Source organism: Virgibacillus kimchii (genome assembly GCF_055379185.1).
Genome location: NZ_AP043951.1, coordinates 3280001 through 3303785, shown reverse-complemented (window position 1 = coordinate 3303785; position 23785 = coordinate 3280001). Strand labels below are relative to the sequence as shown.

At 41.8% G+C, this 23785-nt stretch carries 23 protein-coding genes, 2 rRNA genes and 1 other annotated feature (1 of these 26 only partly in view); of the genes, 2 read left to right on the top strand and 23 right to left on the bottom strand.

Annotated features, from left to right (window positions below; all coding sequences use genetic code 11):
• Window positions 1-40 precede the first annotated feature (40 nt).
• From rplA to ACZ42C_RS15770, 19 genes are all read right to left on the bottom strand, one after another.
• Window positions 41-733, bottom strand: a complete 693-nt coding sequence (gene rplA, locus ACZ42C_RS15860; protein ID WP_461181515.1) for a 50S ribosomal protein L1 — start codon at window positions 731-733, stop codon at window positions 41-43.
• 212 nt (window positions 734-945) lie between these two features.
• Window positions 946-1371, bottom strand: a complete 426-nt coding sequence (gene rplK / locus ACZ42C_RS15855; protein WP_461181516.1) for a 50S ribosomal protein L11 — start codon at window positions 1369-1371, stop codon at window positions 946-948.
• A gap of 144 nt (window positions 1372-1515) precedes the next feature.
• Window positions 1516-2052: a transcription termination/antitermination protein NusG gene (nusG, locus tag ACZ42C_RS15850; protein ID WP_461181517.1), complete on the bottom strand. Its 537-nt coding sequence runs from the start codon at window positions 2050-2052 to the stop codon at window positions 1516-1518.
• Between the two features lie 380 nt (window positions 2053-2432).
• Window positions 2433-2600, bottom strand: coding sequence for a preprotein translocase subunit SecE (gene secE, locus ACZ42C_RS15845; protein WP_461181518.1), 168 nt, complete (start codon window positions 2598-2600; stop codon window positions 2433-2435).
• Window positions 2601-2659: 59 nt separating this feature from the next.
• Entirely contained in the window at window positions 2660-2809 is a 150-nt protein-coding gene (gene rpmG / locus ACZ42C_RS15840; RefSeq protein WP_461181519.1) for a 50S ribosomal protein L33, read from the bottom strand.
• Window positions 2810-2871: 62 nt separating this feature from the next.
• Entirely contained in the window at window positions 2872-3540 is a 669-nt protein-coding gene (sigH, locus tag ACZ42C_RS15835; protein ID WP_461181520.1) for an RNA polymerase sporulation sigma factor SigH, read from the bottom strand.
• 301 nt (window positions 3541-3841) lie between these two features.
• Window positions 3842-4351: an NYN domain-containing protein gene (locus tag ACZ42C_RS15830; RefSeq protein ID WP_461181537.1), complete on the bottom strand. Its 510-nt coding sequence runs from the start codon at window positions 4349-4351 to the stop codon at window positions 3842-3844.
• Window position 4352: 1 nt separating this feature from the next.
• The gene (gene rlmB / locus ACZ42C_RS15825; protein WP_461181521.1) at window positions 4353-5096 is read right to left on the bottom strand and encodes a 23S rRNA (guanosine(2251)-2'-O)-methyltransferase RlmB; all 744 of its coding nucleotides are present in this window, start codon (window positions 5094-5096) and stop codon (window positions 4353-4355) included.
• Window positions 5071-5496 (bottom strand): Mini-ribonuclease 3, encoded by a 426-nt coding sequence (locus ACZ42C_RS15820; RefSeq protein WP_461181522.1) that lies wholly within the window; start codon window positions 5494-5496, stop codon window positions 5071-5073. The genes rlmB and ACZ42C_RS15820 overlap by 26 nt, the downstream gene beginning before the upstream one ends.
• A gap of 2 nt (window positions 5497-5498) precedes the next feature.
• Window positions 5499-6899 (bottom strand): cysteine--tRNA ligase, encoded by a 1401-nt coding sequence (cysS, locus tag ACZ42C_RS15815; protein ID WP_461181523.1) that lies wholly within the window; start codon window positions 6897-6899, stop codon window positions 5499-5501.
• Complete coding sequence (cysE, locus tag ACZ42C_RS15810) at window positions 6880-7548, bottom strand: serine O-acetyltransferase (protein WP_461181524.1); 669 nt, start codon at window positions 7546-7548, stop codon at window positions 6880-6882. The genes cysS and cysE overlap by 20 nt, the downstream gene beginning before the upstream one ends.
• An 833-nt stretch (window positions 7549-8381) precedes the next feature.
• Window positions 8382-8594 (bottom strand) — a binding site (T-box leader).
• 137 nt (window positions 8595-8731) lie between these two features.
• Window positions 8732-10201, bottom strand: coding sequence for a glutamate--tRNA ligase (gltX, locus tag ACZ42C_RS15805; RefSeq protein WP_461181525.1), 1470 nt, complete (start codon window positions 10199-10201; stop codon window positions 8732-8734).
• 517 nt (window positions 10202-10718) lie between these two features.
• On the bottom strand, window positions 10719-11819 hold the full coding sequence (locus ACZ42C_RS15800) for a PIN/TRAM domain-containing protein (protein WP_461181526.1): 1101 nt from the start codon (window positions 11817-11819) through the stop codon (window positions 10719-10721).
• A gap of 276 nt (window positions 11820-12095) precedes the next feature.
• A complete protein-coding gene (radA, locus tag ACZ42C_RS15795) occupies window positions 12096-13469 on the bottom strand; it encodes a DNA repair protein RadA (RefSeq protein WP_461181527.1) in 1374 nt (457 codons plus the stop codon).
• Window positions 13470-13619: 150 nt separating this feature from the next.
• Window positions 13620-14051 (bottom strand): hypothetical protein, encoded by a 432-nt coding sequence (locus ACZ42C_RS15790; protein ID WP_464891291.1) that lies wholly within the window; start codon window positions 14049-14051, stop codon window positions 13620-13622.
• Window positions 14052-14312: 261 nt separating this feature from the next.
• The gene (gene clpC, locus ACZ42C_RS15785) at window positions 14313-16757 is read right to left on the bottom strand and encodes an ATP-dependent protease ATP-binding subunit ClpC (RefSeq protein ID WP_461181529.1); all 2445 of its coding nucleotides are present in this window, start codon (window positions 16755-16757) and stop codon (window positions 14313-14315) included.
• Between the two features lie 17 nt (window positions 16758-16774).
• Window positions 16775-17839 carry a protein arginine kinase gene (locus ACZ42C_RS15780; RefSeq protein WP_461181530.1) on the bottom strand — a complete coding sequence of 355 codons (1065 nt, stop codon included), beginning with the start codon at window positions 17837-17839 and terminating at the stop codon, window positions 16775-16777.
• The gene (locus ACZ42C_RS15775; protein WP_461181531.1) at window positions 17836-18378 is read right to left on the bottom strand and encodes a UvrB/UvrC motif-containing protein; all 543 of its coding nucleotides are present in this window, start codon (window positions 18376-18378) and stop codon (window positions 17836-17838) included. Before ACZ42C_RS15775 ends, ACZ42C_RS15780 begins: the two co-directional genes overlap by 4 nt.
• 13 nt (window positions 18379-18391) lie before the next feature.
• A complete protein-coding gene (locus ACZ42C_RS15770) occupies window positions 18392-18859 on the bottom strand; it encodes a CtsR family transcriptional regulator (RefSeq protein ID WP_461181532.1) in 468 nt (155 codons plus the stop codon).
• Between the two features lie 397 nt (window positions 18860-19256).
• Between ACZ42C_RS15770 and ACZ42C_RS15765 the strand changes: the two genes are divergently transcribed.
• Window positions 19257-19400, top strand: coding sequence for a hypothetical protein (locus tag ACZ42C_RS15765; protein ID WP_461181533.1), 144 nt, complete (start codon window positions 19257-19259; stop codon window positions 19398-19400).
• Between the two features lie 16 nt (window positions 19401-19416).
• On the opposite strand, the gene ACZ42C_RS15760 is transcribed toward ACZ42C_RS15765, so the two are convergent.
• Window positions 19417-20286: a fructosamine kinase family protein gene (locus ACZ42C_RS15760; protein ID WP_461181534.1), complete on the bottom strand. Its 870-nt coding sequence runs from the start codon at window positions 20284-20286 to the stop codon at window positions 19417-19419.
• A 171-nt stretch (window positions 20287-20457) separates the two neighbouring features.
• Window positions 20458-21123 carry an MgtC/SapB family protein gene (locus ACZ42C_RS15755; RefSeq protein ID WP_461181538.1) on the bottom strand — a complete coding sequence of 222 codons (666 nt, stop codon included), beginning with the start codon at window positions 21121-21123 and terminating at the stop codon, window positions 20458-20460.
• A gap of 207 nt (window positions 21124-21330) precedes the next feature.
• Between ACZ42C_RS15755 and ACZ42C_RS15750 the strand changes: the two genes are divergently transcribed.
• Window positions 21331-23100 (top strand): glycerophosphodiester phosphodiesterase family protein, encoded by a 1770-nt coding sequence (locus ACZ42C_RS15750; protein ID WP_464891290.1) that lies wholly within the window; start codon window positions 21331-21333, stop codon window positions 23098-23100.
• A gap of 85 nt (window positions 23101-23185) precedes the next feature.
• Here the strand turns inward: ACZ42C_RS15750 and rrf are convergent.
• Together rrf and ACZ42C_RS15740 are read right to left on the bottom strand one after the other, a co-directional pair.
• Window positions 23186-23301, bottom strand: a 5S ribosomal RNA gene (gene rrf / locus ACZ42C_RS15745).
• A 221-nt stretch (window positions 23302-23522) separates the two neighbouring features.
• A 23S ribosomal RNA gene (locus tag ACZ42C_RS15740) occupies window positions 23523-23785 on the bottom strand (it continues 2656 nt past the right edge of the window).

Below are 23785 nucleotides of genomic sequence, written 5' to 3'. Positions count from 1 at the left end.
TCAGTATAACGAATGAGCACCGAAAAGTCAATACCAATAATTAACGGTATTGAGAAACATCCACTTTGACTCCTGGACCCATAGTAGATGATACAGAAACGTTCTTCATATACGTTCCTTTTGAGGATTGCGGCTTCACCTTTACAATCTGTTCGGCAAGTGCTGCAAAGTTTTCCTTTAACTTTTCATCTTCAAAGGAAATTTTTCCAATCGGAACGTGGATGTTGGCAGATTTATCCACCCGGTATTCTACTTTACCGGCTTTAATATCTTTGACCGCTTTTTCTACTTCAAACGTAACTGTGCCGGTTTTCGGGTTTGGCATTAACCCTTTTGGTCCAAGCACACGGCCAAGCTTACCAACTTCAGCCATCATATCAGGCGTCGCCACGATCACATCAAATTCAAACCATCCCTGGTTAATTTGGTTAATGTAATCAGATTCGCCGACATAATCCGCTCCCGCTTCTTCCGCTTCTTTTGCTTTATCGCCTTTAGCAAATACAAGAACGCGCTGTGTTTTACCGGTTCCGTGCGGCAACACCATAGCTCCGCGGATTTGCTGGTCCGCTTTCTTCGGGTCCACCCCAAGACGGAATGCCGCCTCCACGGTTTCATCAAAGTTTGCTTTGGCTGTTTCTTTTACCAATTTAATTGCTTCTTCAATATCATATGATTTAGAACGATCAACAAGCTTTAATGCTTCCTGATGTCTCTTTCCTCTTTTAGCCATTTTATTTCCTCCTCATATTGTGGTTATAACGGTAGAACCTCCCACTTGGAAAAACAGCGAATTGTTTTTCCAGATGACAAAGGCGAACATTTTTAGATAATCACTAAAACGCCCCCGTGAAAGCCACGAGAACAATGTAGTGCCCGGAAGGCTTTCACGAAAAAGGCTGCGATGAAAATACCGTCGCAACCCGGTTATTTACCTATAATAAATTAATCTTCAATCGAAATTCCCATGCTTCTTGCAGTTCCTTCTACCATGCGCATTGCTGCTTCCACATTGGCAGCATTCAGGTCCTGCATTTTTGTTTCGGCAATTTCTTTTACTTTATCGCGTTTTACTGTAGCGACTTTATTACGGTTTGGTTCACCTGATGCCGTATCGATGCCAGCCGCATCTTTCAATAGAACAGCTGCAGGTGGAGTTTTTGTAATAAATGTAAATGAACGGTCTTCAAACACCGTAATCTCAACCGGAATAATCATACCGGCCTGATCCTGTGTACGTGCGTTGAATTCCTTACAAAATCCCATGATATTCACGCCCGCCTGACCTAATGCAGGTCCTACCGGTGGTGCAGGGTTTGCTTTACCTGCCGGAATTTGCAGTTTTACCAGTTTAATTACTTTTTTAGCCACGAGACACACCTCCTTAAAGTCCGTGATGTGGTCACAGGGTCTTCCCCTCCCACTCATGCTTTCAAACTCTCCTTCAAACGGGAGTATGAATAACAAAAGAATTTTAGCATGAATCGCTATTTTATGCAAGACATGTTGCCAAAATTAATCCAGTTTTTCAATTTGGGTAAAATCAAGTTCCACCGGCGTTTCCCTGCCAAACATATTGACATGCACTTTCACTTTTTGCTTATCCGCATCAATTTGCTCGATCGTTCCGGAAAATTCGGCGAACGGGCCATCTTTCACACGGATGTTATCTTTCACTTCAAAATCATACTGAACAGCCGTCTCACTAACACCCATTCGTTTAAGGACACTTTCCACTTCCTCCGGCAATAAGGGGGTAGGTTTTGTTCCTCCGCCACTTGAGCCGATAAACCCTGTCACACCGGGTGTATTCCGAACTACATACCACGAGTCATCGGTCATAATCATTTCGGTTAACACGTAGCCGGGGAAAAACTTCTTCTTCGTCACTTTCTTTTTACCGTCTTTCATTTCAGTTTCTTCATCTTCGGGGACGATCACACGGAAAATCTTATCCTCCATGCCCATCGTTTCCACCCTTTTTTCCAAATTCATTTTTACTTTGTTTTCATAGCCGGAATACGTGTGAACAACATACCAATTTTTCTCCATTATAACAGGACAAACAAGCTGTCCTTCCCTCCCTTGGTGGATTTGTAATCTATGTGTAAGATAATTGCCCTATTGCTCTGGCATTATTTTAACCGTTGAAAAAAGGCAATCTCTCTTATTTATGGGCACTATATAAACAGTTTAAACCTTTTGGCCAGGATTAATTCCCTCGAAAATTTCATTTAGAAAAACATTTTCTGACCAATTTAAAAAACCCGTCACTGCGGGTTTTTATGAAATCAATTATATTATAGCATATAATCTTTCTATTTATTAGCAAAAAAGCAAAAACCTTTATGATCGGCTGTTTTTATCTGGTTTGCAGCAATCTGTTGAACACAGCCATGATGATATATTTATAAGTTCACGAATTGCCTTTATTAAAGCAGATTCAAAAGCTGTGAGATTACCAGGTCAATGATAAAGAAAAACAATGCCACAAATGCTACTGTAGCGATAACAGTAATCGTGTAATTTGTTAATTCTTTTCCTTTTGGCCAAGTAACCTTCTTCATTTCTCTGGAAACGTTCTTTAAGAACTTAAACATGGCTGTACCCCCAAACTTTGCCTGATTCTCTATTCTCGTATGCATTCGACACACAATATCTATTTTGTTTCACGGTGCAATGTATGCTCACCGCATGTTTTGCAAAACTTTTTTACTTCCATCCGCTCGGGATTGGCTAATCTATTTTTCCTTGTTGTATAATTTCTGCTTGCACAAATTGAACAGGCCAGAACAATTTTTTCACTCATGTTTTCACTCCACATGGTTTTTCAACTATTTTCTGCAATCTTTTTTAATGTAGCATGCCTGTCTACCCCATGTCAATGTCAGTGGAGGAGAATTCATTTGTATCCAGCAGCTGTTCCAGTTTTCTTTTCACACGCTGAAGGGCATTGTCGATTGACTTTTCATGTCGGTTTAATTCCTCGGAAATTTCCTGATAAGTACACCCTTCCAAATAAAGCTGGAGTACTTGCTTTTCCAGTCTGCTCAAGAGTTCCGATAATTTAAGCTGCATATCACCGAGGTTTTCCCGGTTGACGAGCAGCTCCTGTGGATCGATATCATTGGAACCAACAAGGACATCCATTAAAGTCCGGTCCTTATCCTCATCACGAAGCGGCTTGTCCAGCGAAACATAGGAATTGAGCGGCATATGCTTAAATCTCGTCGCTGTTTTAATGGCAGTAATAATCTGCCTTGTTACACACAGCTCTGCAAACGCTTTAAAAGAAGAAAGCTTTTCCCCGTCATAATCACGGATTGCTTTATATAAACCTATCATCCCTTCCTGAATGATATCCTCTTTATCTGCACCGATTAAAAAATATGTGCGTGCTTTCGCGCGTACAAAGTTTATGTATTTATGCATGATCACGTCAAGTGCATGACTGCTTCCTTGATGAATTCTGCGGAGAAGCTCTTCATCATCAAGCATATGCAAATTGGTCTGGTCTGTTTCTACTTGCTTGACATTCACTAGGATGGACCCCCCAAAGTAACACAGTCAATTTCAAAGGCGCTGGAGCGGGCTGGGCTAACTTGCCTTGCCGATATAAACACACTTCATATCAAAAAAATAGTAACTTAGATACATAGAATAGAACTCTCGACCGATCCTATATCCAATTACCTGCAACCGGATTAAAAGAAGCTCGAATAATGACAGTCCCTAAAAAAGATCGTTCTTAATAATGTTCAGTGTAGAGTTATTATACAGTAAGCGCTTAAAGCTAGTCAATACGGCAAAAGGAGAGAATGCGGGAAATGATTCCTTTTTCCTACATATCTCCCCTCCGCCATTTCTCGAATTTGTCCAATATTTTCTCATCCAGCACGATTTTAGACCGGATAGGCTCTTTTCTTCGGATTTCGATATCTTCTTTAATTTTTTTCTGCACATTTCTTACTTCAATCAATAATTCCCTGGCGGATATTCTTAATGCACCCTGTCCAAAGATTGTCCGCTGCTCCGCATAATCTGATGTGGCTACATAAACACGGGTTTCAATATTCTTCAGCTGTTTTACCAGCTTTTCGATCCGTTCATCTGCTGTTTCCTTTTCTTTCGTATAAATTACTTCCACTTTAAAGGCTTTTGTCTTTTTCATTGTTCCTTTCACTTCATAGGCATCAAAAACAATGATAACGCGGTCGCCGGAAAAAGCCTGATACTCGGCCATCATTTCAATCAGCCGGTCTCTTGCCTGGCCAATATCTTTATCCTTCAGTTCCTTGAGTTCGTCCCATGCTCCGATCATATTGTAGCCGTCTACAAGCAATACATCCATATCACTCACCAACCGGGTGTCTTTTCCGGTATATTTCATAAAGCAGTAAACCACATGCTACAGATGCATTAAGCGAGGATACCTTCCCTTTCATCGGCAGGTTTACCGTCCAATCACATTTCTGCCGCACTAAACGACTGATACCCTTTCCTTCATTTCCAATGACAACAGCGATTGGCAGGGTTCCATCCAGCTTCCTGTAATCCTCTGCAGCCTCCGCCTCTGTACCAACAACCCAAACGTTTCTTTCTTTTAATTCATCAATGGTATTGGCAATGTTTGTGACTCTTGCTACAGGAACGTATTCAATTGCCCCTGCAGCTGTTTTGGCGACTGCCTGGGTCAGACCAACAGAACGGCGTTTCGGAACGATAACCCCATGTGCTCCTGCAGCATCTGCAGTTCTTAATATGGAACCCAGATTATGGGGGTCCTCCAGCTCGTCCAAAATTATAAAAAAGGGAGCTTCTCCTGTTTGATCTGCCGCTTTAAACAAATCATCAAGATTTGCGTAAGTATAGGAAGCAACATAAGCGATGACGCCCTGATGGTTTTTAGCAGAAATCTGGTCCAATTTGCTTTTTGGGACTTTCTGCACGATGGTGCCCGCCTCTTTCCCCAGCTGCATAAGTTTTCCCTGCATGGAATTGTTCAGCTGTTTGCTGAGGAGCACTTTATTGATCGATCTACCTGATTTTAATGCTTCGATGACCGCATTTTTACCTATGATTATTTCCTCGCTCATGCTGCTCTCTCCCTTCTTCGATCCACGAAACAGCTTCCTGGAGTAATTCGGACAGCCGTCCTTTATTTTCACTCAAGTAATGATAACCGATTAATGCTTCAAATCCTGTACTGTAGCGGTAAGTCTGAACAGAGATGTTTTTCGGAATGGTGCCGGACTTCGCGTTTCTTCCTCTTGCCGCCACACGTTCTTCTTCCTCTGTTAAAAAGTCGGTTTCCAGCCAATGCAACAGGATATCCGCCTGGTTTTTCCCGGAAACGAACTGAACCGCCCGATTGTGAAGGTGCTGGGGCTTCACCTGCCCCTTTTTCAGCAAATGTTCCCTGATATGCACCTCATATACAGCATCCCCCATATAGGCAAGCGCCAGGCTTTTCATCTGTTTTACATCATGTGCCATAATTAGCCTCTCTTCCAGCGGACGCCCTGTGGTGTATCTTCCAAAATAATGTTTTTCTCCTTCAGAAGATCCCTGATTTCATCTGCTCTGGCAAAGTTCCGGCTTTTCCGGGCTTCATTCCGTTCTTCAATAAGTGCTTCAATTTCTGTATCCAACAGCTCTTCCTCTTCGCCCACTTCCAGTCCCAATACGCGGAGAAAGGTTTCTATCGCCGCCTGAAATGCATCAATCACTTTTGTCTCAGTCTGATCCCGCTGCACATACTGGTTCGCTTCCTTCGCCACATCAAATATGATGGATATGGCATTCGCCGTATTAAAGTCATCATCCATAGCAGCTTCAAACTGTTGTTTAAAGTCATTGATTTTCTCTATCCAGCTGTCTGCATCATCCACCAGATTCATGCTGGATTGTTTCCGGTGTTCCAGATTGTGGTAAGCTGTTTTAATTCTCTCCAGGCTGTTTTTGGCACTCTCCAGTAATTCCTCTGTAAAGTTAATCGGATTGCGATAGTGCACACTAAGCATAAAGAATCGAATCACTTCGGGATCATGAGCATTGATCAAGTCCCGGGTAAGAACAAAGTTATTCAGCGACTTGGACATTTTCTCATTATTAATATTAATGTAGCCATTATGCATCCAGTATTTCGCAAATGGTTCTCCTGTTAATGCTTCAGATTGGGCAATTTCATTTTCATGGTGCGGAAAGGTCAGGTCCTGTCCCCCGGCATGTATATCAATCGTTTCTCCCAAATGTTTTTTCACCATTGCCGAGCACTCAATATGCCATCCGGGACGGCCTTTTCCCCAAGGAGAATCCCAGGAAATTTCCTCATCCTTTGCCTTTTTCCAAAGGGCAAAATCAAGAGGGTCCTCTTTTTTCTCCCCCACCTGGATTCGCGCGCCGACACGTAATTCATCAATGGATTGATGGGAAAGCTTTCCATAATTTTCAAATTTACGCGGTTTATAATACACATCCCCATCCACTTCATACGCAAAGCCTTTATCAATCAGCCCCTGAATAAAGGAAACAATATCATCCATCGTATCCATTACTCTAGGATTATGGGTAGCCTTTTTCACACCTAAAGCACCAACATCTTCCAAATAAGCTTTAATATATTTATCCGCTATTTCAGGAACGGTTTTTCCTTCTTTTTTTGCTGCATTAATAATTTTGTCATCCACATCGGTAAAATTCAGCACATAGTCCACTTCAAAGCCTTTGTACTCCAAGTACCTGCGAACGGTATCAAAAACAATAGCGGGTCTCGCATTCCCAATATGAATATAATTATATACGGTTGGACCGCAAACATACATACTCACTTTGCCCGCCTGCAGCGGTACGAATGTTTCTTTTTTTTGGTTTAATGTATTATAAATTTGAATCGACATGCTGTTCCCCTTCTTTCCATTTTGCCATTTCTGCTTTTAGTTCATCAATTTCCTGCTGCAGCTGCCTGCACCGCTCTTCCACCGGATCGGGAATCTTGTGATGGTCCAGATCCCTTCTCACCCGCTTGCCATGCTGTTTTACCACTCTGCCAGGGATTCCCACCACTGTGCTATGTGCCGGAACATCCTTTAGCACCACGGAGCCTCCACCAACCTTGGCACTTTCACCAATCACTATATTTCCCAGGATTTTCGCCCCGGTGGAGATCAGAGCATTATCCTCTACTGTCGGATGCCGCTTCCCTTTTTCATTCCCGGTACCACCCAGGGTAACGCCTTGGAATATTGTTACATTATCCCCTATTTCACATGTTTCCCCAATGACAACACCCATCCCATGGTCAATAAATAAACGTCTGCCTATCTTTGCGCCGGGATGAATTTCAATCCCTGTAAAAAATCTGCTGATCTGGGAAATGGCCCGCGCAATAAAAAACAGTCTTTTTTTATAAAACCAATGGGCGATTCGATGATTCCAGACCGCATGCAAGCCGGAATAGGTTAAAAACACCTCTATATTCGTCCGCGCTGCCGGATCTTGTTCAAACACCACAGCCATATCTTCCCTCATTCTTTTAAAGATCCCCACCAGGTTAACCTCCCTTTGTTAATTTTATTTTTACAATAGCTTACTTCTCGACGACTTAATTAGGTTTTTTTGCAATGAAATGTCCGATAGAGCGCTCCTCTGTGACCTAATTAGGTTTTTTGATCCGTAACGTACGATAGAACACCTCTCTGTGACCTAATTTAGTTTTTTTTGATCCGTAATGTACGATAGAAAGCCTCTCTTTGACCTAATTTAGGTTTTTTTGATCCGTAACGTACGATAGAACACCTCTCTGTGACCTAATTAGGTTTTTTTTTGATCCGTAACGTACGATAGAACACCTCTCTGTGACCTAATTAGGTTTTTTTTGATCCGTAACGTACGATAGAAAGCCTCTCTGTGACCTAATCTAGGTTTTTTTGATCCGTAACGTACGATACAACGCTCCTCTGTGACCTAATTTAGTTTTTTTTGATCCGTAACGTACGATAGAAAGCCTCTCTGTGACCTAATCTAGGTATTTTTGCTCCGTAACGTACGATAGAACACCTCTCTGTGACCTAATCTAGGTTTTTTTGATCCGTAACGTACGATAGAAAGCCTCTCTGTGACCTAATCTAGGTATTTTTGCTCCGTAACGTACGATAGAACACCTCTCTGTGACCTAATTAGGTTTTTTTTGCTCCGTAACGTACGATAGAACACCTCTCAGTGACCTAATTAGGTTTTTTTTGCTCCGTAACGTACGATAGAACACCTCTCTGTGACCTAATAAGCGCAACCCGGAAGATTGCGTTTTACATCAGCGTACAGGTCATAAAAAAACCTATATATTTATTCGCACAAAATAAAAACGCCCCTGTGTACAATGACACAGAGACGCTAAGGGCGCGGTCCCACTCTGCTTGAAGAAAAAACTTCCTCCTCATGCTCTCATAACGGGAGAGTTCCGCTGTTATGTACTAGTTTTTCCATAACAGACTCCGAGGGGCACTTCAAAGGGAAGGCTTAAAATCACTTTCAGCCAGGGTGATTCTCTCTGTGTAAACCGTTCCGCTTCTACTTTCCCTCATCCACGTTCATATATATTACTTGCGGCTGGATGACTAATCCCGCCGAAAACATTTTTCATACGCCGGCAGGTTACAAAACCCGCCTGTATCTTTGAAGCATAACCTCTATGTCATATCAGTATATTACATTCTCTCTTGAATGTGAATAATTAAGCTCCCAATTGTTTCAGCACTTTATCCAAACGGTTTAGAATCCGTTCCTTTCCAAGCAATTCTATGGCCAGCGGAAGTTCCGGACCATGCGTTTGGCCGGTGGCAGCTACCCTGATCGGCATAAATAATCTTTTACCCCGATGCCCAGTTTCCTTTTGGGTCGCTTTAAACTGCGCCTTAATGGAATCCTTTGTAAAGTCATCCAGATGAATCAGTTTATCCGTAAACACTTGCAGCACTTCCGGCACCTGCTCTTCCTGAAGAACATCCATTGCTCCTTCATCCAGGACAGGTTCATCGTGGAAAAACATCTCCGTTAATTCGACAATTTCCGCCCCGTAGCGTAACTGTTCACGATACAGTCCGATTACTTTTTCCGCCCACTCGCGCTGCTCCTCATTCATGTCTTCCGGCAGCTTTCCTGCTTCAATCAGATGCGGCATGGCCAGGGAAATGACATCGTCCAGCTCGGCTGCTTTAATATACTCATTATTCATCCACTTTAGTTTATGGCGGTCAAAAATAGCGGCGGATGTGGAAAGTCTTTCCGGGTCGAAAATGTCAATTAGTGTATCCTTATCGAAAATCTCTTCCTCACCGACCGGGGACCAGCCAAGAAGCGTGATAAAATTAAACAGGGCTTGTGGGAGATACCCTAAGTTATGGTATTGTTCAATAAATTGCAGAATATGCTGGTCACGCTTGCTTAACTTTTTCCGCTCTTCATTTAGAATCAGTGTCATATGGCCAAATGCCGGAGCTTCCCAATCAAAAGCATCATAGACCATCATTTGTTTTGGCGTATTGGAAATATGCTCTTCCCCACGCAATACATGGGAAATCTCCATAAGATGATCATCTATGGCCACCGCAAAGTTATATGTCGGAATCCCGTTTTTCTTCACAATCACCCAGTCCCCAAAGTCACTGGATTCAAAGGTAATATTCCCTCTGACAATATCGTGAAATGTATATGTTTTATTGGCAGGCACCCGCATTCGGATACTCGGTTTGCGTCCCTCACGCTCAAAATGTTCCATTTGTTCTTCCGTTAGATCGCGATGGGCTCCGGAGTATTTTGGAACCTCCCCGCGGGCACGTTGTTCTTCCCGCTCTTTTTCCAATTCTTCCTCCGTCATATAACATTTATAAGCCAGACCTCTATTCATCAGGTCATCGACATATTTTTGATAAATATCCAGGCGCTCGGTTTGCCTGTAAGGACCATAATCTCCGCCAATATCAGCGCCCTCGTCCCACTCAATCCCGAGCCATTTCAAGAACTTCAGCTGGCTTTCCTCGCCGCCTTCCACATTCCTTTTATCATCTGTATCTTCAATCCGAATGATAAATTTTCCATTAAAGTGCTTGGCATACAAGTAATTAAATAATGCTGTACGCGCATTTCCAATATGCAAATGACCAGTAGGACTGGGCGCATAGCGAACCCGAACTTGATTTGACATGACAGTGCCCCTTTCTATTTTTCCTGCTTGTACATAACGATTGATTATTGCTAGTTTAACCTGCAGCCATTACTAATCAAATGTAAATCACACAGGCTGGCAGGCCTCTTTACTCCCTTAACAACTCGACACCTTACATTTTCAACATGAATCAATTTCATAATAGAGAAGTTAGTATAGAAATCCGAACAAAGTTGATTTCCGCTCCAGACGGACGCTTTCACCACTGGCACAAGTGCAACATCGACTCAAACTCGTTTTCGTCGTGTTTTCTTTGCCGCGGGCTCTGCCTCAGCCTCCTCGCTACGCTGCGGGGTCTTCGGCTATCGCTGTTCCCGCTGGAGTCGCCGTCTTCCACTCCAATCAACAGGCTGGCGTTCTGTTTTAACAAACTATAAAATGCTTTTATTAATTATTGTTCGGATACTTAGTAAAAATAAGCAATTATGCAATTAACTCACATGAAGAAAAAAAGTGATAACTATTTCTCATGTTATCACTTTTTGTTATACCCTTTTTACAGTGCTTTTTCAAGTAATTTCGGTTTTGCAAATATCATTCGGCCTGCAGATGTTTGAAGAACACTGGTGATAAGTACTTCTATTGTTTTTCCAATATAGTTTCTGCCTTCTTCAACCACAATCATCGTCCCATCATCCAAATAAGCGATTCCCTGATTATGCTCCTTGCCGTCCTTGATTACCTGAACCACGAGTTCCTCCCCAGGCAGTACGACCGGCTTCACAGCATTGGCCAGGTCATTAATATTTAAGACCTGCACACCCTGCAAATCGGATACTTTGTTTAAGTTAAAGTCATTTGTCACCACAATACCGTCAATGACTTTCGCCAATTTGATCAGTTTGCTGTCCACTTCAGGGATATCCTCAAAATCTCCCTCATAGATTTCCACATCCACCGGAAGTTCCTTTTGGATACGGTTAAGCACATCAAGTCCACGCCGTCCCCTGTTTCGTTTTAATACATCGGATGAATCCGCGATATGCTGCAATTCCCCAAGGACAAATTGTGGAATGACAATCGTCCCCTCCAAAAAGTTCGTCTGGCAAATATCAGCAATACGACCATCAATAATTACACTTGTATCAAGTATTTTTGGTTTTGGTTTTTTCAGATCTTTCCCTTCCTCGATATCTGCACCTTTTCTTTTCTCCCGTTCTTTTCTATTTTTATTCATTAAATTAACAAACTCATCCCTGCGTCTAAAACCAACCTGAAATCCTAAATAACCAAGTATAATCATAATGAATAACGGTATAACCTGTGATATGATTTCAATATTAATATCCTGCAGCGGCATATTAATAAAGTAAGCAATCACCAGCCCCAGGAGTAACCCGATACTCCCGAAAAACAAGTCAACTGCCGGCACTTTAATAAGCGCTTCTTCCACCCATTTAAGAAAATGAACAATATAGCCTGCCACCACGTAAGAAATAAGAAAAAAAATAATTGCCCCCAAAATAGTTCCCAACCATGGTGATGCCAGCCACCCGACTTCCGTGAAATCCAATAGGTTTACGATCGCCGGTATATACAGGTAACCTATCGTACCACCCAAAATAATAAAGAATAAATGTACAATCTTCCTCAGCACATATGTCACCTCCTCTTTAAAAGATCAACAAATCCCTTCGTTATGAAGACTTTCCCGAATAACATGGCAGTCAGCCAAGTTTACTAATATTATTGCCCTATAATAAAAAAATAATCCAAAAAAAGTAAGAATCACCTATTATACCAATTAAATAATAGCATAATACCGTAGAACATTCAATTTTAATAAACTTATCATATTAACATACCCCAAAATAAAAGGCAACATAATAAACTTCAATTTTTTCCAGGATTCGACAGAAATCGGTGTGTTTTTTTAACGGGAAACCCCAACGTGAAGTGCCTCCTGTACGGTATTTACACCGATCACTTCTATCTGCTCCGGCACCGTCCAGCCATCAAGATTGTTTGCAGGGCATATCACCCTTTTAAACCCAAGTTTTGCTGCTTCCTGTACACGTTGTTCAATCCGCGACACCCGTCTGATTTCACCGGTTAACCCTACTTCTCCAATAAAGATATCGTCCGGCCTTGTCGGCTGATCCCGGAAACTGGAAGCAATACTGCAGGCAATTGCCAGATCAATGGCAGGTTCATCAAGCTTTACGCCGCCGGCTACTTTAATATACGCATCCTGGTTTTGCAGCATTAAGCCAACCCGCTTTTCCAGCACTGCCATTAATAATGGCACCCGGTTCTGATCTGTTCCCGTTGCCATTCTCCGGGGGTTTCCAAAAGCAGATGGGGATATTAATGCCTGGATTTCCACAAGTACCGGTCTCGTACCTTCCATGGATGCGACAACAGTAGAACCGGAAGCTCCCTCTGATCGTTCCTCCAGGAAAATTTCAGAAGGATTCATTACTTCCCGCAAACCTTCTTCCTTCATTTCAAAAATTCCCATCTCATTCGTGCTGCCGAACCGATTTTTAACCCCTCTCAGTATACGGTATGTATGATGCCGTTCCCCTTCAAAATATAAAACAGCATCCACCATATGTTCGAGAAGTCTCGGACCTGCAATCGAACCTTCTTTTGTCACATGACCAACGATAAAAATGGGTATACCATTCGTTTTTGCGATTTTCATCAATTCTGACGTACATTCACGAACCTGGGAAACACTGCCGGGCGCACTGGTAATTTCTTCTTTGTACATGGTCTGTATGGAATCAATTACGACAAAGGAAGGTTTAATTTCTTCCACCTGCTTGGCAATATCAAATAAATTGGTTTCCGCCAATACATATAATGTGTCTGATTTTATATCCAGCCGATCTGCCCTCAGTTTTGTCTGACGGATGGACTCCTCTCCCGATACATACAAAACCGGTAATTGTTTATCAGCCAGTTGAGCAGAGATCTGTAACAGCAAGGTAGACTTTCCGATACCCGGGTCTCCGCCGATTAAAACAAGTGAACCGGGAACGACACCGCCGCCCAGTACCCTGTTAAACTCTTTCATTTTCGTGGTAACCCGCGGCTCTTCCTGTGTTTCAATCGCAGAGATTTTTTCCGGCTTATGCACCACTGTAGTGCCCACATTAAATGTATGTTTATTCCGTCCGCCGGATGCCTCCATTTCTTCCACAAATGAATTCCAGCTGCTGCAGCCGGGACATTTACCCATCCATTTTGCCGATTCATAACCACAATGCTGACAAACAAATTTCGTTTTCCGTTTAGCCAAATTCCTCGATCCCTTCTATTTCTATTATAAACAAATCATAGAGCTATAACGTTACATGTTCCTTTCAATTTAGTTAAAAATTCCATAGTAGTGCCACAATTAGGTAAAATAAAAGAAAAGTAAACCCTGCCGGACGGTGGTGAAGCAGATTCATCTGTTCAATATGATACTGACTCTATGTTTTCCGTCTACTTCTTTTTCTTGTACTTTCCAATTGGGAGAAAGCATTTGTCGGATGCGGTATAATGTATTATCATCCACATATAAGTTGGCAATGCCTTGCTCAGTCAGCTCATACACCTCTTCGGTAATGTCAAATTTCAATTTTAACAGGTTCTTTAATCCATTGATCGTAATAAATTTGATCTGATAGCCATCATGTATTATAGAATGAAAGGCACGGGCATCTTTCTCATAAAGATCAATCAGTATATGAAAATCAAATTTCAGGTGCGCCTGCCTCCAGGACGCAATGTCTTTTTTTGAAACTGACTCCACCAGTTCTTCGTTTGTAATACCACTTTTTCTGACTGATTCAATTATATATGCTTCCATTAATGATATCGAATCTACTTTCATCATACTCCCCCCTTATTTTTGGGCTATATATGTATTTATGCAATTCCATTAGCATGATGAAAAAGCTGGAAGGCAGGTTGCTTCCAGCTTTTTCACACGTTAAGAAGGTTTAAATTTTTTACTGAGAAGTTGATTCAAGAAAGTTAAAATTTTTAAGTCTTAAGTACAAGAAAAACCAACGCATTCACTCAAAAACGGTAAATGCGAGTTTTTCTAAACTTCACCATGAAAAGGTTGGCGATAACCGGATTTCTAACAGGAGACTCAGGATTTTGCCACGCTGTTAGGCAAAATAATAAATTCTCCTTTATTATTCAAACCAATTTTCACTTTTTCTCCCTTGGAGATGTTTTCCTTTAGCAATTCTTCGGATAACAAATCCTCAATGTTTTTCTGAATGGACCTACGCAGTGGGCGGGCACCATATTCAGGCTCAAATCCTTCATTAGCAATTTTTTCCACCGCTTTATCCGTAAGTGTAAATTCAACCTCCTGTTCTTTTAATCTGCGCTTCAGCTGATTAATCATCAATGTTACGATATCTTTCATATGCTCTTTTTCCAGTGAGTGGAAGACAATTGTTTCATCTATGCGGTTCAGAAACTCGGGACGAAAAGCTTTCTTCAATTCAGCCAGGACTTTATTCTTCATATCTTCGTGCTCCTGACCTTCATCTCCCACATTGAACCCGACATATTTATTTCGCTTCAGTTCACTCGCACCCACATTGGAAGTCATAATGAGCACGGTGTTGCGGAAATCAACAACACGGCCTTTAGAGTCCGTGAGACGGCCATCTTCCAATACTTGAAGCAGAATGTTGAATACCTCCGGATGTGCTTTTTCCACTTCATCAAGCAATACGACAGAATACGGTTTAGTCCGAACTTTCTCCGTCAGCTGTCCGCCTTCTTCATAGCCGACATATCCCGGCGGGGAACCTACCAGACGGGAAGTTGCATGTTTTTCCATATACTCGGACATATCAATCCGGATCATCGCGTCCTCATCTTCAAACATTGCTTCTGCCAGCGCCCGGGCAAGTTCTGTTTTCCCTACGCCCGTAGGTCCCAGGAAAATAAACGAACCGATCGGACGCTTTGGATCCTTCAATCCTGCCCTTGCCCTGCGGATCGCCTTTGCCACGGCATTAACTGCTTCCGACTGCCCAATGACGCGGTCATGGAGGATTCCTTCCATATTCAGGAGGCGATCACTTTCATCCTTCGTTAATTTGGAAACAGGCACCCCGGTCCAGATGGACACGACACTTGCAATGTCTTCCATTGTTACTTCAGAGTCTGTCTGTCCCTGCTTTTCCTTCCACTCATTTTTTGTTTTATCCAATTCCTCACGGAGGCGCTGTTCGGAGTCACGCAAAGAAGCTGCTTTTTCAAACTCCTGGCTTTGTACGGCTGCATCTTTTTCTTTACGGACTTCTTCCAGTTTTTGTTCCAATTCCTTTAAATTCGGCGGCACCGTATAGGAGCTCAGTCGTACTTTGGAGCCAGCCTCATCAATTAAGTCAATCGCTTTATCCGGCAGAAATCTGTCGGTAATATAACGGTCGGATAACTGTGCGGCTGCTTCGATTGCTTCATCCGTAATCGTCACACGGTGATGCGCTTCATAACGGTCACGGAGTCCATTCAGGATTTGCACCGTTTCCTCCAGTGTCGGTTCGTCTACTTGAATTGGCTGAAACCTGCGCTCGAGTGCGGCATCTTTTTCAATATATTTCCGGTATTCATCAAGTGTCGTTGCTCCAATACATTGCAGCTCTCCACGGGCCAGTGACGGCTTCAAAATATTCGATGCATCAATCGCACCTTCTGCTCCACCTGCCCCGATCAACGTGTGCAATTCATCGATGAACAAAATAATGTTGTTGGCCTGACGAATCTCTTCCATCACCTTTTTCAGTCTATCTTCAAATTCACCACGGTATTTTGTACCCGCAACAACGGTTCCCATATCGAGGGTCATAACACGTTTATCACGGAGCGTTTCCGGTATTTCATTATTAATAATCTGCTGTGCGAGCCCTTCTGCAACGGCTGTTTTTCCCACACCCGGTTCCCCGATTAAGACGGGGTTATTTTTCGTCCGGCGGCTCAGCACTTGAATGACCCGTTCAATTTCCTTGCTGCGTCCAATAACAGGGTCAATATTCCCTTCTTTGGCGCTTTCCGTTAAATCCCTGGCAAGGGAATCCAAAGTTGGTGTATTGGCACTTGTCTGTTGATTGCGCCCCTGTCTTCCTGCCTGAGATTCATTGCTGCCAAGAAGCTGAAGCACCTGCTGTCTTGCTTTATTTAAGCTGACACCGAGATTATTTAAAACACGGGCAGCCACACCTTCCCCTTCCCGGATAAGACCGAGAAGAATATGCTCAGTTCCCACATAGGAATGGCCCAGCTTTCTTGCTTCATCCTGGGATAATTCCACTACTTTTTTGGCACGTGGTGTATAGTGGATCGATTGCATCGGCTGTTTCCCTGTTCCGATTAAATTTTCCACTTCCTCCTGGATTTTTGCTACTTCCAGACCTAGGGACTGAAGGGCTTTGGCCGCAATGCCTTCACCTTCTCTTACCAGTCCCAGCAAAATATGCTCTGTTCCAATATTATTATGACAGAGCCGGACTGCCTCTTCCTGGGATAGTGCCAATACTTTTTGTGCCCGTTCGGTAAAACGTCCAAACATCATATAACCATTTCCTCCTATCATTTCTCCAATTGTAATCTTTCACGTATAAGTGTTGCCCGCAGCACATCCCGCTGATTCGCCGTCAATGATTGTTTTTGATAATGCTGCAGGAATCCCGGCTGCGTCAATATCATCAGTTCATTTAATATATTGCGTGAAACCTGTTCAATCAATCCCAAATCAATGCCGAGACGGACATTGGATAGACATTGTGCTGCTTCTTTGGATTCGATAATTCTGGCGTTTTCCAACACTCCATATGAACGATAGATGCGATCTTCCAATTTCATTCCGGACTGCTCCTGAATCCGGCTTCTTGCATTTCTTTCATGGGTAATTAATTGCCGGACTACACTTTCCAGATCTTCCACTATATCCTGTTCCGATTTCCCCAGGGTAATCTGGTTGGAAATTTGAAAAATATTCCCCTGTGCTTCACTGCCTTCTCCATAAATCCCTCTCACAACCAGACCCAGCTGGTTGATTGCCGGAATCATCCGATTGATTTGTTTTGTCATTGTAAGTGCCGGCAGATGCATCATGACTGAGGCACGCATGCCCGTGCCTACATTGGTCGGACAGCTTGTTAAGTAACCCCTTGATTCATCAAATGCATAATTAATTTTCTCTTCCAGCCAGTCATCAAATTCAAATACCCTTTCCAGCGCTTCCGTCAATTGAAAACCGGGGAAATAAAGCTGTATTCGTATATGGTCCTCTTCATTGATCATCACGGATACCTGTTCATTTTCTGATATAAGTACAGCCGAGGTTTCGGCGTTTTTGACAAGATGCGGGCTGATCAAGTGTTTTTCAACTAATACTTTTTGTTCAATGGAGGATAAATCTTTGATGGCAATAAAAGCAAGATCCTCGTAATTTTGAAATGATTGATTCTCATAATTCGTTTTAAAATAGTCACGGATCTCCTCAAGCTTATCCGGATCGGCAAGCAGGGGATAGGGTTCATTGGCAAAATTTCTGGCAAGACGAATCCTGCTGCTCAATACAATATCACTATCCGGACCTTCTTCCTTCATCCAGGGACTGATTGCTTCATTCATAAAATTCTGCAGCGTCATGAATGATCACCTTCTTTCCCCTGTTCATTTTCCAATGCTTTAATTTTATCGCGGATTTCAGCTGCTTTTTCAAATTCTTCATTGTTTATTAAGTCTTTTAATTCCAATTTATAGCTTTCAATTTGTCTCCGTTTATGCAAATCTCCTCCCTGTCGTTTGGGAATTTTTCCATGATGCTTTGTATTACCGGAGTGCACCCTGCGGAATATAGGGTCCAATCGCTCGGAAAAGGTATCGTAACAAACAGCACATCCGAATTTTCCGATGCGCTTAAATTCAGAGAAGGTCATTTCGCATTTCGGGCACTGAAGCTCTTTCACCTGCTGAAATGGTCCTCCCTGTGGATTGCCCATTGCCTGGGATTCAAAATTAATCAGTCCGGAGATCAGATCATGCAGGGAATAGCCTTCCTCCGGATGTGTCTTGTAGCCTTTTTCCCTTGCACATACCTCACAAACATGCACTTCAGTTTTATTCCCGTTAACTACCTGGGTAAAATGAAGTGTGGCAGGTCGTTTCTGGCATTCCTGACATTCCAATTCCATTCCCTCCTTATCTATGCAAATACTTTAATTCCGACAGCATGGTTGTCAATAAGCGCGAACGAATTTCATCTCTGAGCGGCAATTGAAAAGCGAGCACATTTCGATCCATGACACTTGCCATAATCTTCATTTCGCGTTCGGTAATCAGTTCTTCTTCCACCATCCGGCTCAGCACATCCACTGCTACCTGCTGTGTTACTTTTGGCTGAACCATCGCTATAATTTCATCTATAAGCTCGGATTTATCCTGATGAATCACCTTAATAATACGTATATACCCTCCGCCGCCGCGTTTACTCTCCACTATATACCCTTTTTCCACAGTAAACCTTGTGTTAATCACATAATTTATTTGGGAGGGGACACATTGAAATTGGTCAGCTATTTCACTTCGCTTAATTTCAATCACATTTTTCCCTTGTGCTTTTAAAATTTGTTTTAAATATTGTTCTATAACATCGGAAATATTGCTCATCATGCCCACCTCCTTTTGACTTTGACTATCTTTGACTTAATTATTATTATACGCGATATTTCATCAGATGCAACTACAACCCTATAGTTTATTTTCGTCAAAAAGAGGAAAAGCAAAACATTTTTTGGGGATGGATTTTTGGTGAAGAAAAAGTTTTCTTTAGTTATGAGGAAACCTGATCTATTACCCTTATGTTGCTTTATAATACATTTTCCTATCTGCTTCATCATCATTTTCATGTTTCCGACAGCGCTGACTGGAAAAATGCGTCTTCACTCCGAATACGCTTTGAAGATGACATAGAACCGGTACGCGGGGACACAGCTGAAGGGTTTTAACATCCCACCTGTACTGGGACATCTCTCTCTTGCATATAAATAGCAAGAGGAGGTTTTAAATGAAGCATATCGATTGGCAAATGCTTTTCTTTGTTGGAGGACCCCTGATCCAGGAATTTTGGATTTATTATGGGCTTCCGCGAGTGTATTACTTTAGTGCACCTCAGGATAAAATTCATGAGAAGAATAAAGATGCAGCCTGAAGAGTTCATCTTCAGGCTAACCAGCATATCTTTGCAGAATCCGGTCCACCGATGGCCCGTAGGATTCACCAAACATATTTAAATGGATAAGCAGATAATAAAGCTGATATAGCGGTTTTTTATCCTCATATGTATCAGACAATGGGTAAACAGATGTATATGCATCATAAAAGCGATGAGAAAACCCTCCGAAAAGCTCCGTAAAGGCAATTTCAAATTCATGATCTCCATATAAGACAGAAGGGTCAATTAAATAAGGATTTCCCTTTTTTCCAACCATCCAATTTCCTCCCCACAGGTCTCCGTGCAATAAACTGGGGAGTGGGTTTTTCGGAATCCACCGATCAATATTTTCCATTAATGCCATAAGCATTTCTTTTCTTCTGCCAGTGATTGTCTTATGGTTCATACCGATCTCCAACTGCCCGGCCAAACGATAGTCACGGTAATAGTAAGCCCAGTTATCCATCATTTGATTATCCTGTTCCAACTTTCCAATGAAGCTTTTCTCATCTAAACCAAAAGCTTTTCCTTCTTTTAGGTGCATATCCGCCAATCTTTCTCCTAACCAATCATCAGTAAGCGTGCTTTTTTCTCCTGTTATCCATTCCATCCACAGCATAGGTATGTTCTTCTCTTCATCCGTATAAATTCCATATACGTCTGGCACATGTATAGTATCTGTCTGATTGATCCTCTCCAGACCCTTTTTTTCGAATTCAAAAAAGGCCTTATCAACTGACCGATTCAGTTTTACAAAGAATTCCCTGTTTAGTGAGCGAACATAATAGGCTTCGTTAATATCTCCGCCGGTTACTGCCCGAACAGAATGAACAGCGTCATTTGCATCCATCTGCTGTATGGTGCTTGCAAATAACTGTTGCAATATACTTCACCCTTTCCTTTTTTTACTCCAGGAGCTATATCCGATTTTGATGCAGAATCATTTTTGCTGACAAAGTGAAAACCGGATCAGAGACATTATCTCTAACCCAGTATTTCAATTTTTTCTCAAACTTGCTTCACAAACCATTGCAATCGGCAAATACAATGCTCCTTATTTTACATCCGAGATTGTCTTCACGGCATTCATATCCGAAATCTCCTCAAAAACAGCAATGCGTTCCGCTTCGGAAATCTCCTCCACCTTCACGAATATCTGTTTTTGATCGTCTTCCGCTTTCGTTATTTTAATGTTGTTAATGATGATGTCTCTCTTTTCAAAGCTCTTTGCAATAACTTCAACTTTCAAATTAGAAAGTCCTATAATTTCAATGTCCACTACTTCCGTACTTTTTCTCTTTTTATGAATAAATAGATTTTCGAAGTTATTAAGAAAGATAAGACTGATTAAAATAACCATGGTAGTAAATACCGCTGCAGCATACATTCCAGCACCGACCACAAGACCTATGCCCGCCACCGCCCAAATAGAAGCAGCCGTCGTCAGTCCCCGAATGGTCCCACCGTACACGATAATCGTTCCGGCTCCCAAAAACCCAATTCCGCTGATTACATATGATGGGATACGGGCAGGATCAAATCTCACATTATCATACGTTACTATGAATGCTTCAAAACCAAACAGCGATAAGAGCATCATCAGACAAGCACCGACCCCAACAAGAATATGCGTGCGAAAACCAGCAAAATGTCTCTTTACTTCCCGTTCAAAACCAATAAGTCCGGATAACACAAGGGCGATTAATATCCGGATGATCATTGTGTTAAAATCCTCAGTAAATACCTGTTCAATAATTTCTACTGAACCCACCCCCTCAGAAAAGAATTGCTTCATTTATTTTACCGCAAAATTGCTTTTAGTGAAAATAGTTACCCGTACGGCGTTTTTTTTTCCGTCTAAATAGGATAGTTACCATATATCTGATAAAATAAAACAAATAAATCACCAAAGAAAAGGCTGATGAACTTGTATTCGATTTTTAAAGATAGCTTACACGATTTTACATCTTCATATAAGAAATATTTATCCTTTGAAGTTATTCATACGATGCTGGCAAGCTTTCTATTCGTGCCGTTTCTTACGTATATTTTTAATCGCCTTTTAAGTATAATGGGTGTCGGATCTCTTCTAAATGCAGAGGTTTATCGTTTGGGCATGAGTTTCCCTATTATGCTCAGTGTTTTTATTGTCACTTTTTTGGCTGTGGCCATTTTATTTGTCGAATTTGGCGTATTAATAACAATAAGTCAAAAGAAATATTTTAAAAAACCCGTTCTTGTCACACAAGCATTGGCGTCCACCTTAAAAAAACTGCCTAGATTAGTTGGATTCGGTATATTTCAGCTGATGTTTTTACTTGTGCTTATCTTTCCATTTATTGATTCATCAACACTACCACCAATGTTGGATATCAATTTAACTATTTTTCTTACAAGCATTCTTTATGAATCTCCGTTATTCATAGCCATTTATGGTGGAATCATGCTCTTGGTTGGATATATAGTGCTGCGGTGGATGTTTACCCTTCATTTTATTTTTATAGAAGATACTTCCATATGGAAAGCAATGAAAGAAAGCTGGAAGATTACAAGGAAAAACCAATTTAAGTTAGTGTTTTATGTTTTTTTGGCAAACTTTATTATCTTTAGTGCGGGATTTTTATTTATGCGAATCATTTCCTATATCGTGGTTATTATTGATTCTCAAACGATAGGCCACTTTATCAGCGAATATTTGCTTACCCTTACCAGTTATACGGCGATGATTGGTTCCTTATTTTTAATCCCGATTAATATTATTATTCTTACCCATCTGTTCTATCGATTTCAGTCTGTTCAGGGAAAGCCGGTAATAGATCGGTTACCTATTCGACCAAACCGGCGTTTAAGTGCTATTGAACTGAAAACAATGCGTTTTTTCAAGAAACATAAAAAGGCAGTTATCTCCTTTGGCGCTATTGTTGTAACGGGAATATTTTTCATCAATTACTATGTAAGTGATGCTATTGTTTATTTGAAATGGGATGTAGCAGTTGCCAGTCACCGGGGGGATACCACGAATGCACCGGAAAACTCAATGAGCAGTATCCAATCGGCTCTTAACAAGGGAGTAGACGCTATCGAAGTGGATATCATGATGACCAAAGACGATGTAATTGTACTTAACCATGATGATAACCTGGAGCGTACAGCAGGAGTTGACCAAAGGGTTGGAGATATGACTTATGAAGAAGTCGCAGCGGTGGATATTGGACGGCTCTATGATGAATCATTTGCCGGAGAGCGTATCCCTACCTTGGATCAAGTACTGGATGAAGTTGCAGACAAAGATACTCTTTTAATTCTTGATTTAAAATCCTATGAAAGGAAGGAGACTTTCACGGGAGAAATAGTCCGCTTGATTGAGCAACACAATGCCGCCGATCAAGTATATGTCCAATCTTTTAACTATGATTTACTGCAGGAAATACGTAATAAGAATGAAGAAATCAAGATTGGTCAAATTTTATTTTTATCCATGGGAAATTTAGCAAATCTTGATGTAGACTTTTATACGATCAGGGAAAATATGCTGACGGAGCGATTTATTGAAAATGCCCACCAATTAAACCGGGAAGTCTGGGTCTGGACCGTGAACATCGAACGCAACATACACGAAGTATTAACGTATAACATTGATGGAATAATCACAGGTTACCCCGAAAGAGTCCAGCATATTTTGGAGTTTGATCAGTAGTAGTAACATTAAAGCAAACCGTTTTGCTGTTTATATATGAAAAAAGACCAGATTACGATATAACTCGTAATCTGGTCTTTTGTTTGCCTGGCGGCGTCCTACTCTTGCAGGGGCAAAGCCCCAACTACCATCGGCGCTGGAGAGCTTAACTTCTGTGTTCGGCATGGGAACAGGTGTGACCTCTCCGCTATTGCTACCAGGCCTACAGGATGTAGGTCGTTCGGTGTTGTTCACAAAGGTTTTCGGTGGGTCGAGCATTTACGCGCAGACCCAGGACGTGAACGGTTTTAACCAAACTTCCTTTATGTTGTCCCTAAATGGGAGACAAGACATATTATATGCATTTTCCACAAAAAATGCAAGGGTTTTTTTAACTTTATACCCTAAAAACTAAATAAGAGAAGCCAACGACATATATTAGTTTAGTTAAGTCCTCGATCTATTAGTATCCGTCAGCTCCACGTGTCACCACGCTTCCACCTCGGACCTATCAACCTCATCGTCTCTGAGGGATCTTACTCATTTAAAATGATGGGAAGTATCATCTTGAGGGTGGCTTCATGCTTAGATGCTTTCAGCACTTATCCTTTCCACACGTAGCTACCCAGCTATGCTCCTGGCGGAACAACTGGTACACCAGCGGTGTGTCCATCCCGGTCCTCTCGTACTAAGGACAGCTCCTCTC

Excerpts from the sequence above, each read along its gene's own strand:
- rlmB (WP_461181521.1), bottom strand. The coding sequence starts at position 5,096 with ATGAGCGAGGAAATAATCATAGGTAAAAATGCGGTCATCGAAGCATTA.
- ACZ42C_RS15770 (WP_461181532.1), bottom strand. The coding sequence starts at position 18,859 with ATGAGCAATATTTCCGATGTTATAGAACAATATTTAAAACAAATTTTA.
- ACZ42C_RS15820 (WP_461181522.1), bottom strand. The coding sequence starts at position 5,496 with ATGGCACATGATGTAAAACAGATGAAAAGCCTGGCGCTTGCCTATATG.
- ACZ42C_RS15830 (WP_461181537.1), bottom strand. The coding sequence starts at position 4,351 with ATGGATGTATTGCTTGTAGACGGCTACAATATGATCGGAGCATGGGAC.
- ACZ42C_RS15780 (WP_461181530.1), bottom strand. The coding sequence starts at position 17,839 with ATGACGCTGCAGAATTTTATGAATGAAGCAATCAGTCCCTGGATGAAG.
- rpmG (WP_461181519.1), bottom strand. The coding sequence starts at position 2,809 with ATGAGTGAAAAAATTGTTCTGGCCTGTTCAATTTGTGCAAGCAGAAAT.
- rplA (WP_461181515.1), bottom strand. The coding sequence starts at position 733 with ATGGCTAAAAGAGGAAAGAGACATCAGGAAGCATTAAAGCTTGTTGAT.
- secE (WP_461181518.1), bottom strand. The coding sequence starts at position 2,600 with ATGTTTAAGTTCTTAAAGAACGTTTCCAGAGAAATGAAGAAGGTTACT.
- nusG (WP_461181517.1), bottom strand. The coding sequence starts at position 2,052 with ATGGAGAAAAATTGGTATGTTGTTCACACGTATTCCGGCTATGAAAAC.
- cysS (WP_461181523.1), bottom strand. The coding sequence starts at position 6,899 with ATGTCGATTCAAATTTATAATACATTAAACCAAAAAAAAGAAACATTC.
- ACZ42C_RS15790 (WP_464891291.1), bottom strand. The coding sequence starts at position 14,051 with ATGATGAAAGTAGATTCGATATCATTAATGGAAGCATATATAATTGAA.
- gltX (WP_461181525.1), bottom strand. The coding sequence starts at position 10,201 with ATGTCAAATCAAGTTCGGGTTCGCTATGCGCCCAGTCCTACTGGTCAT.
- ACZ42C_RS15765 (WP_461181533.1), top strand. The coding sequence starts at position 19,257 with ATGAAGCATATCGATTGGCAAATGCTTTTCTTTGTTGGAGGACCCCTG.
- ACZ42C_RS15755 (WP_461181538.1), bottom strand. The coding sequence starts at position 21,123 with ATGATCATCCGGATATTAATCGCCCTTGTGTTATCCGGACTTATTGGT.
- clpC (WP_461181529.1), bottom strand. The coding sequence starts at position 16,757 with ATGATGTTTGGACGTTTTACCGAACGGGCACAAAAAGTATTGGCACTA.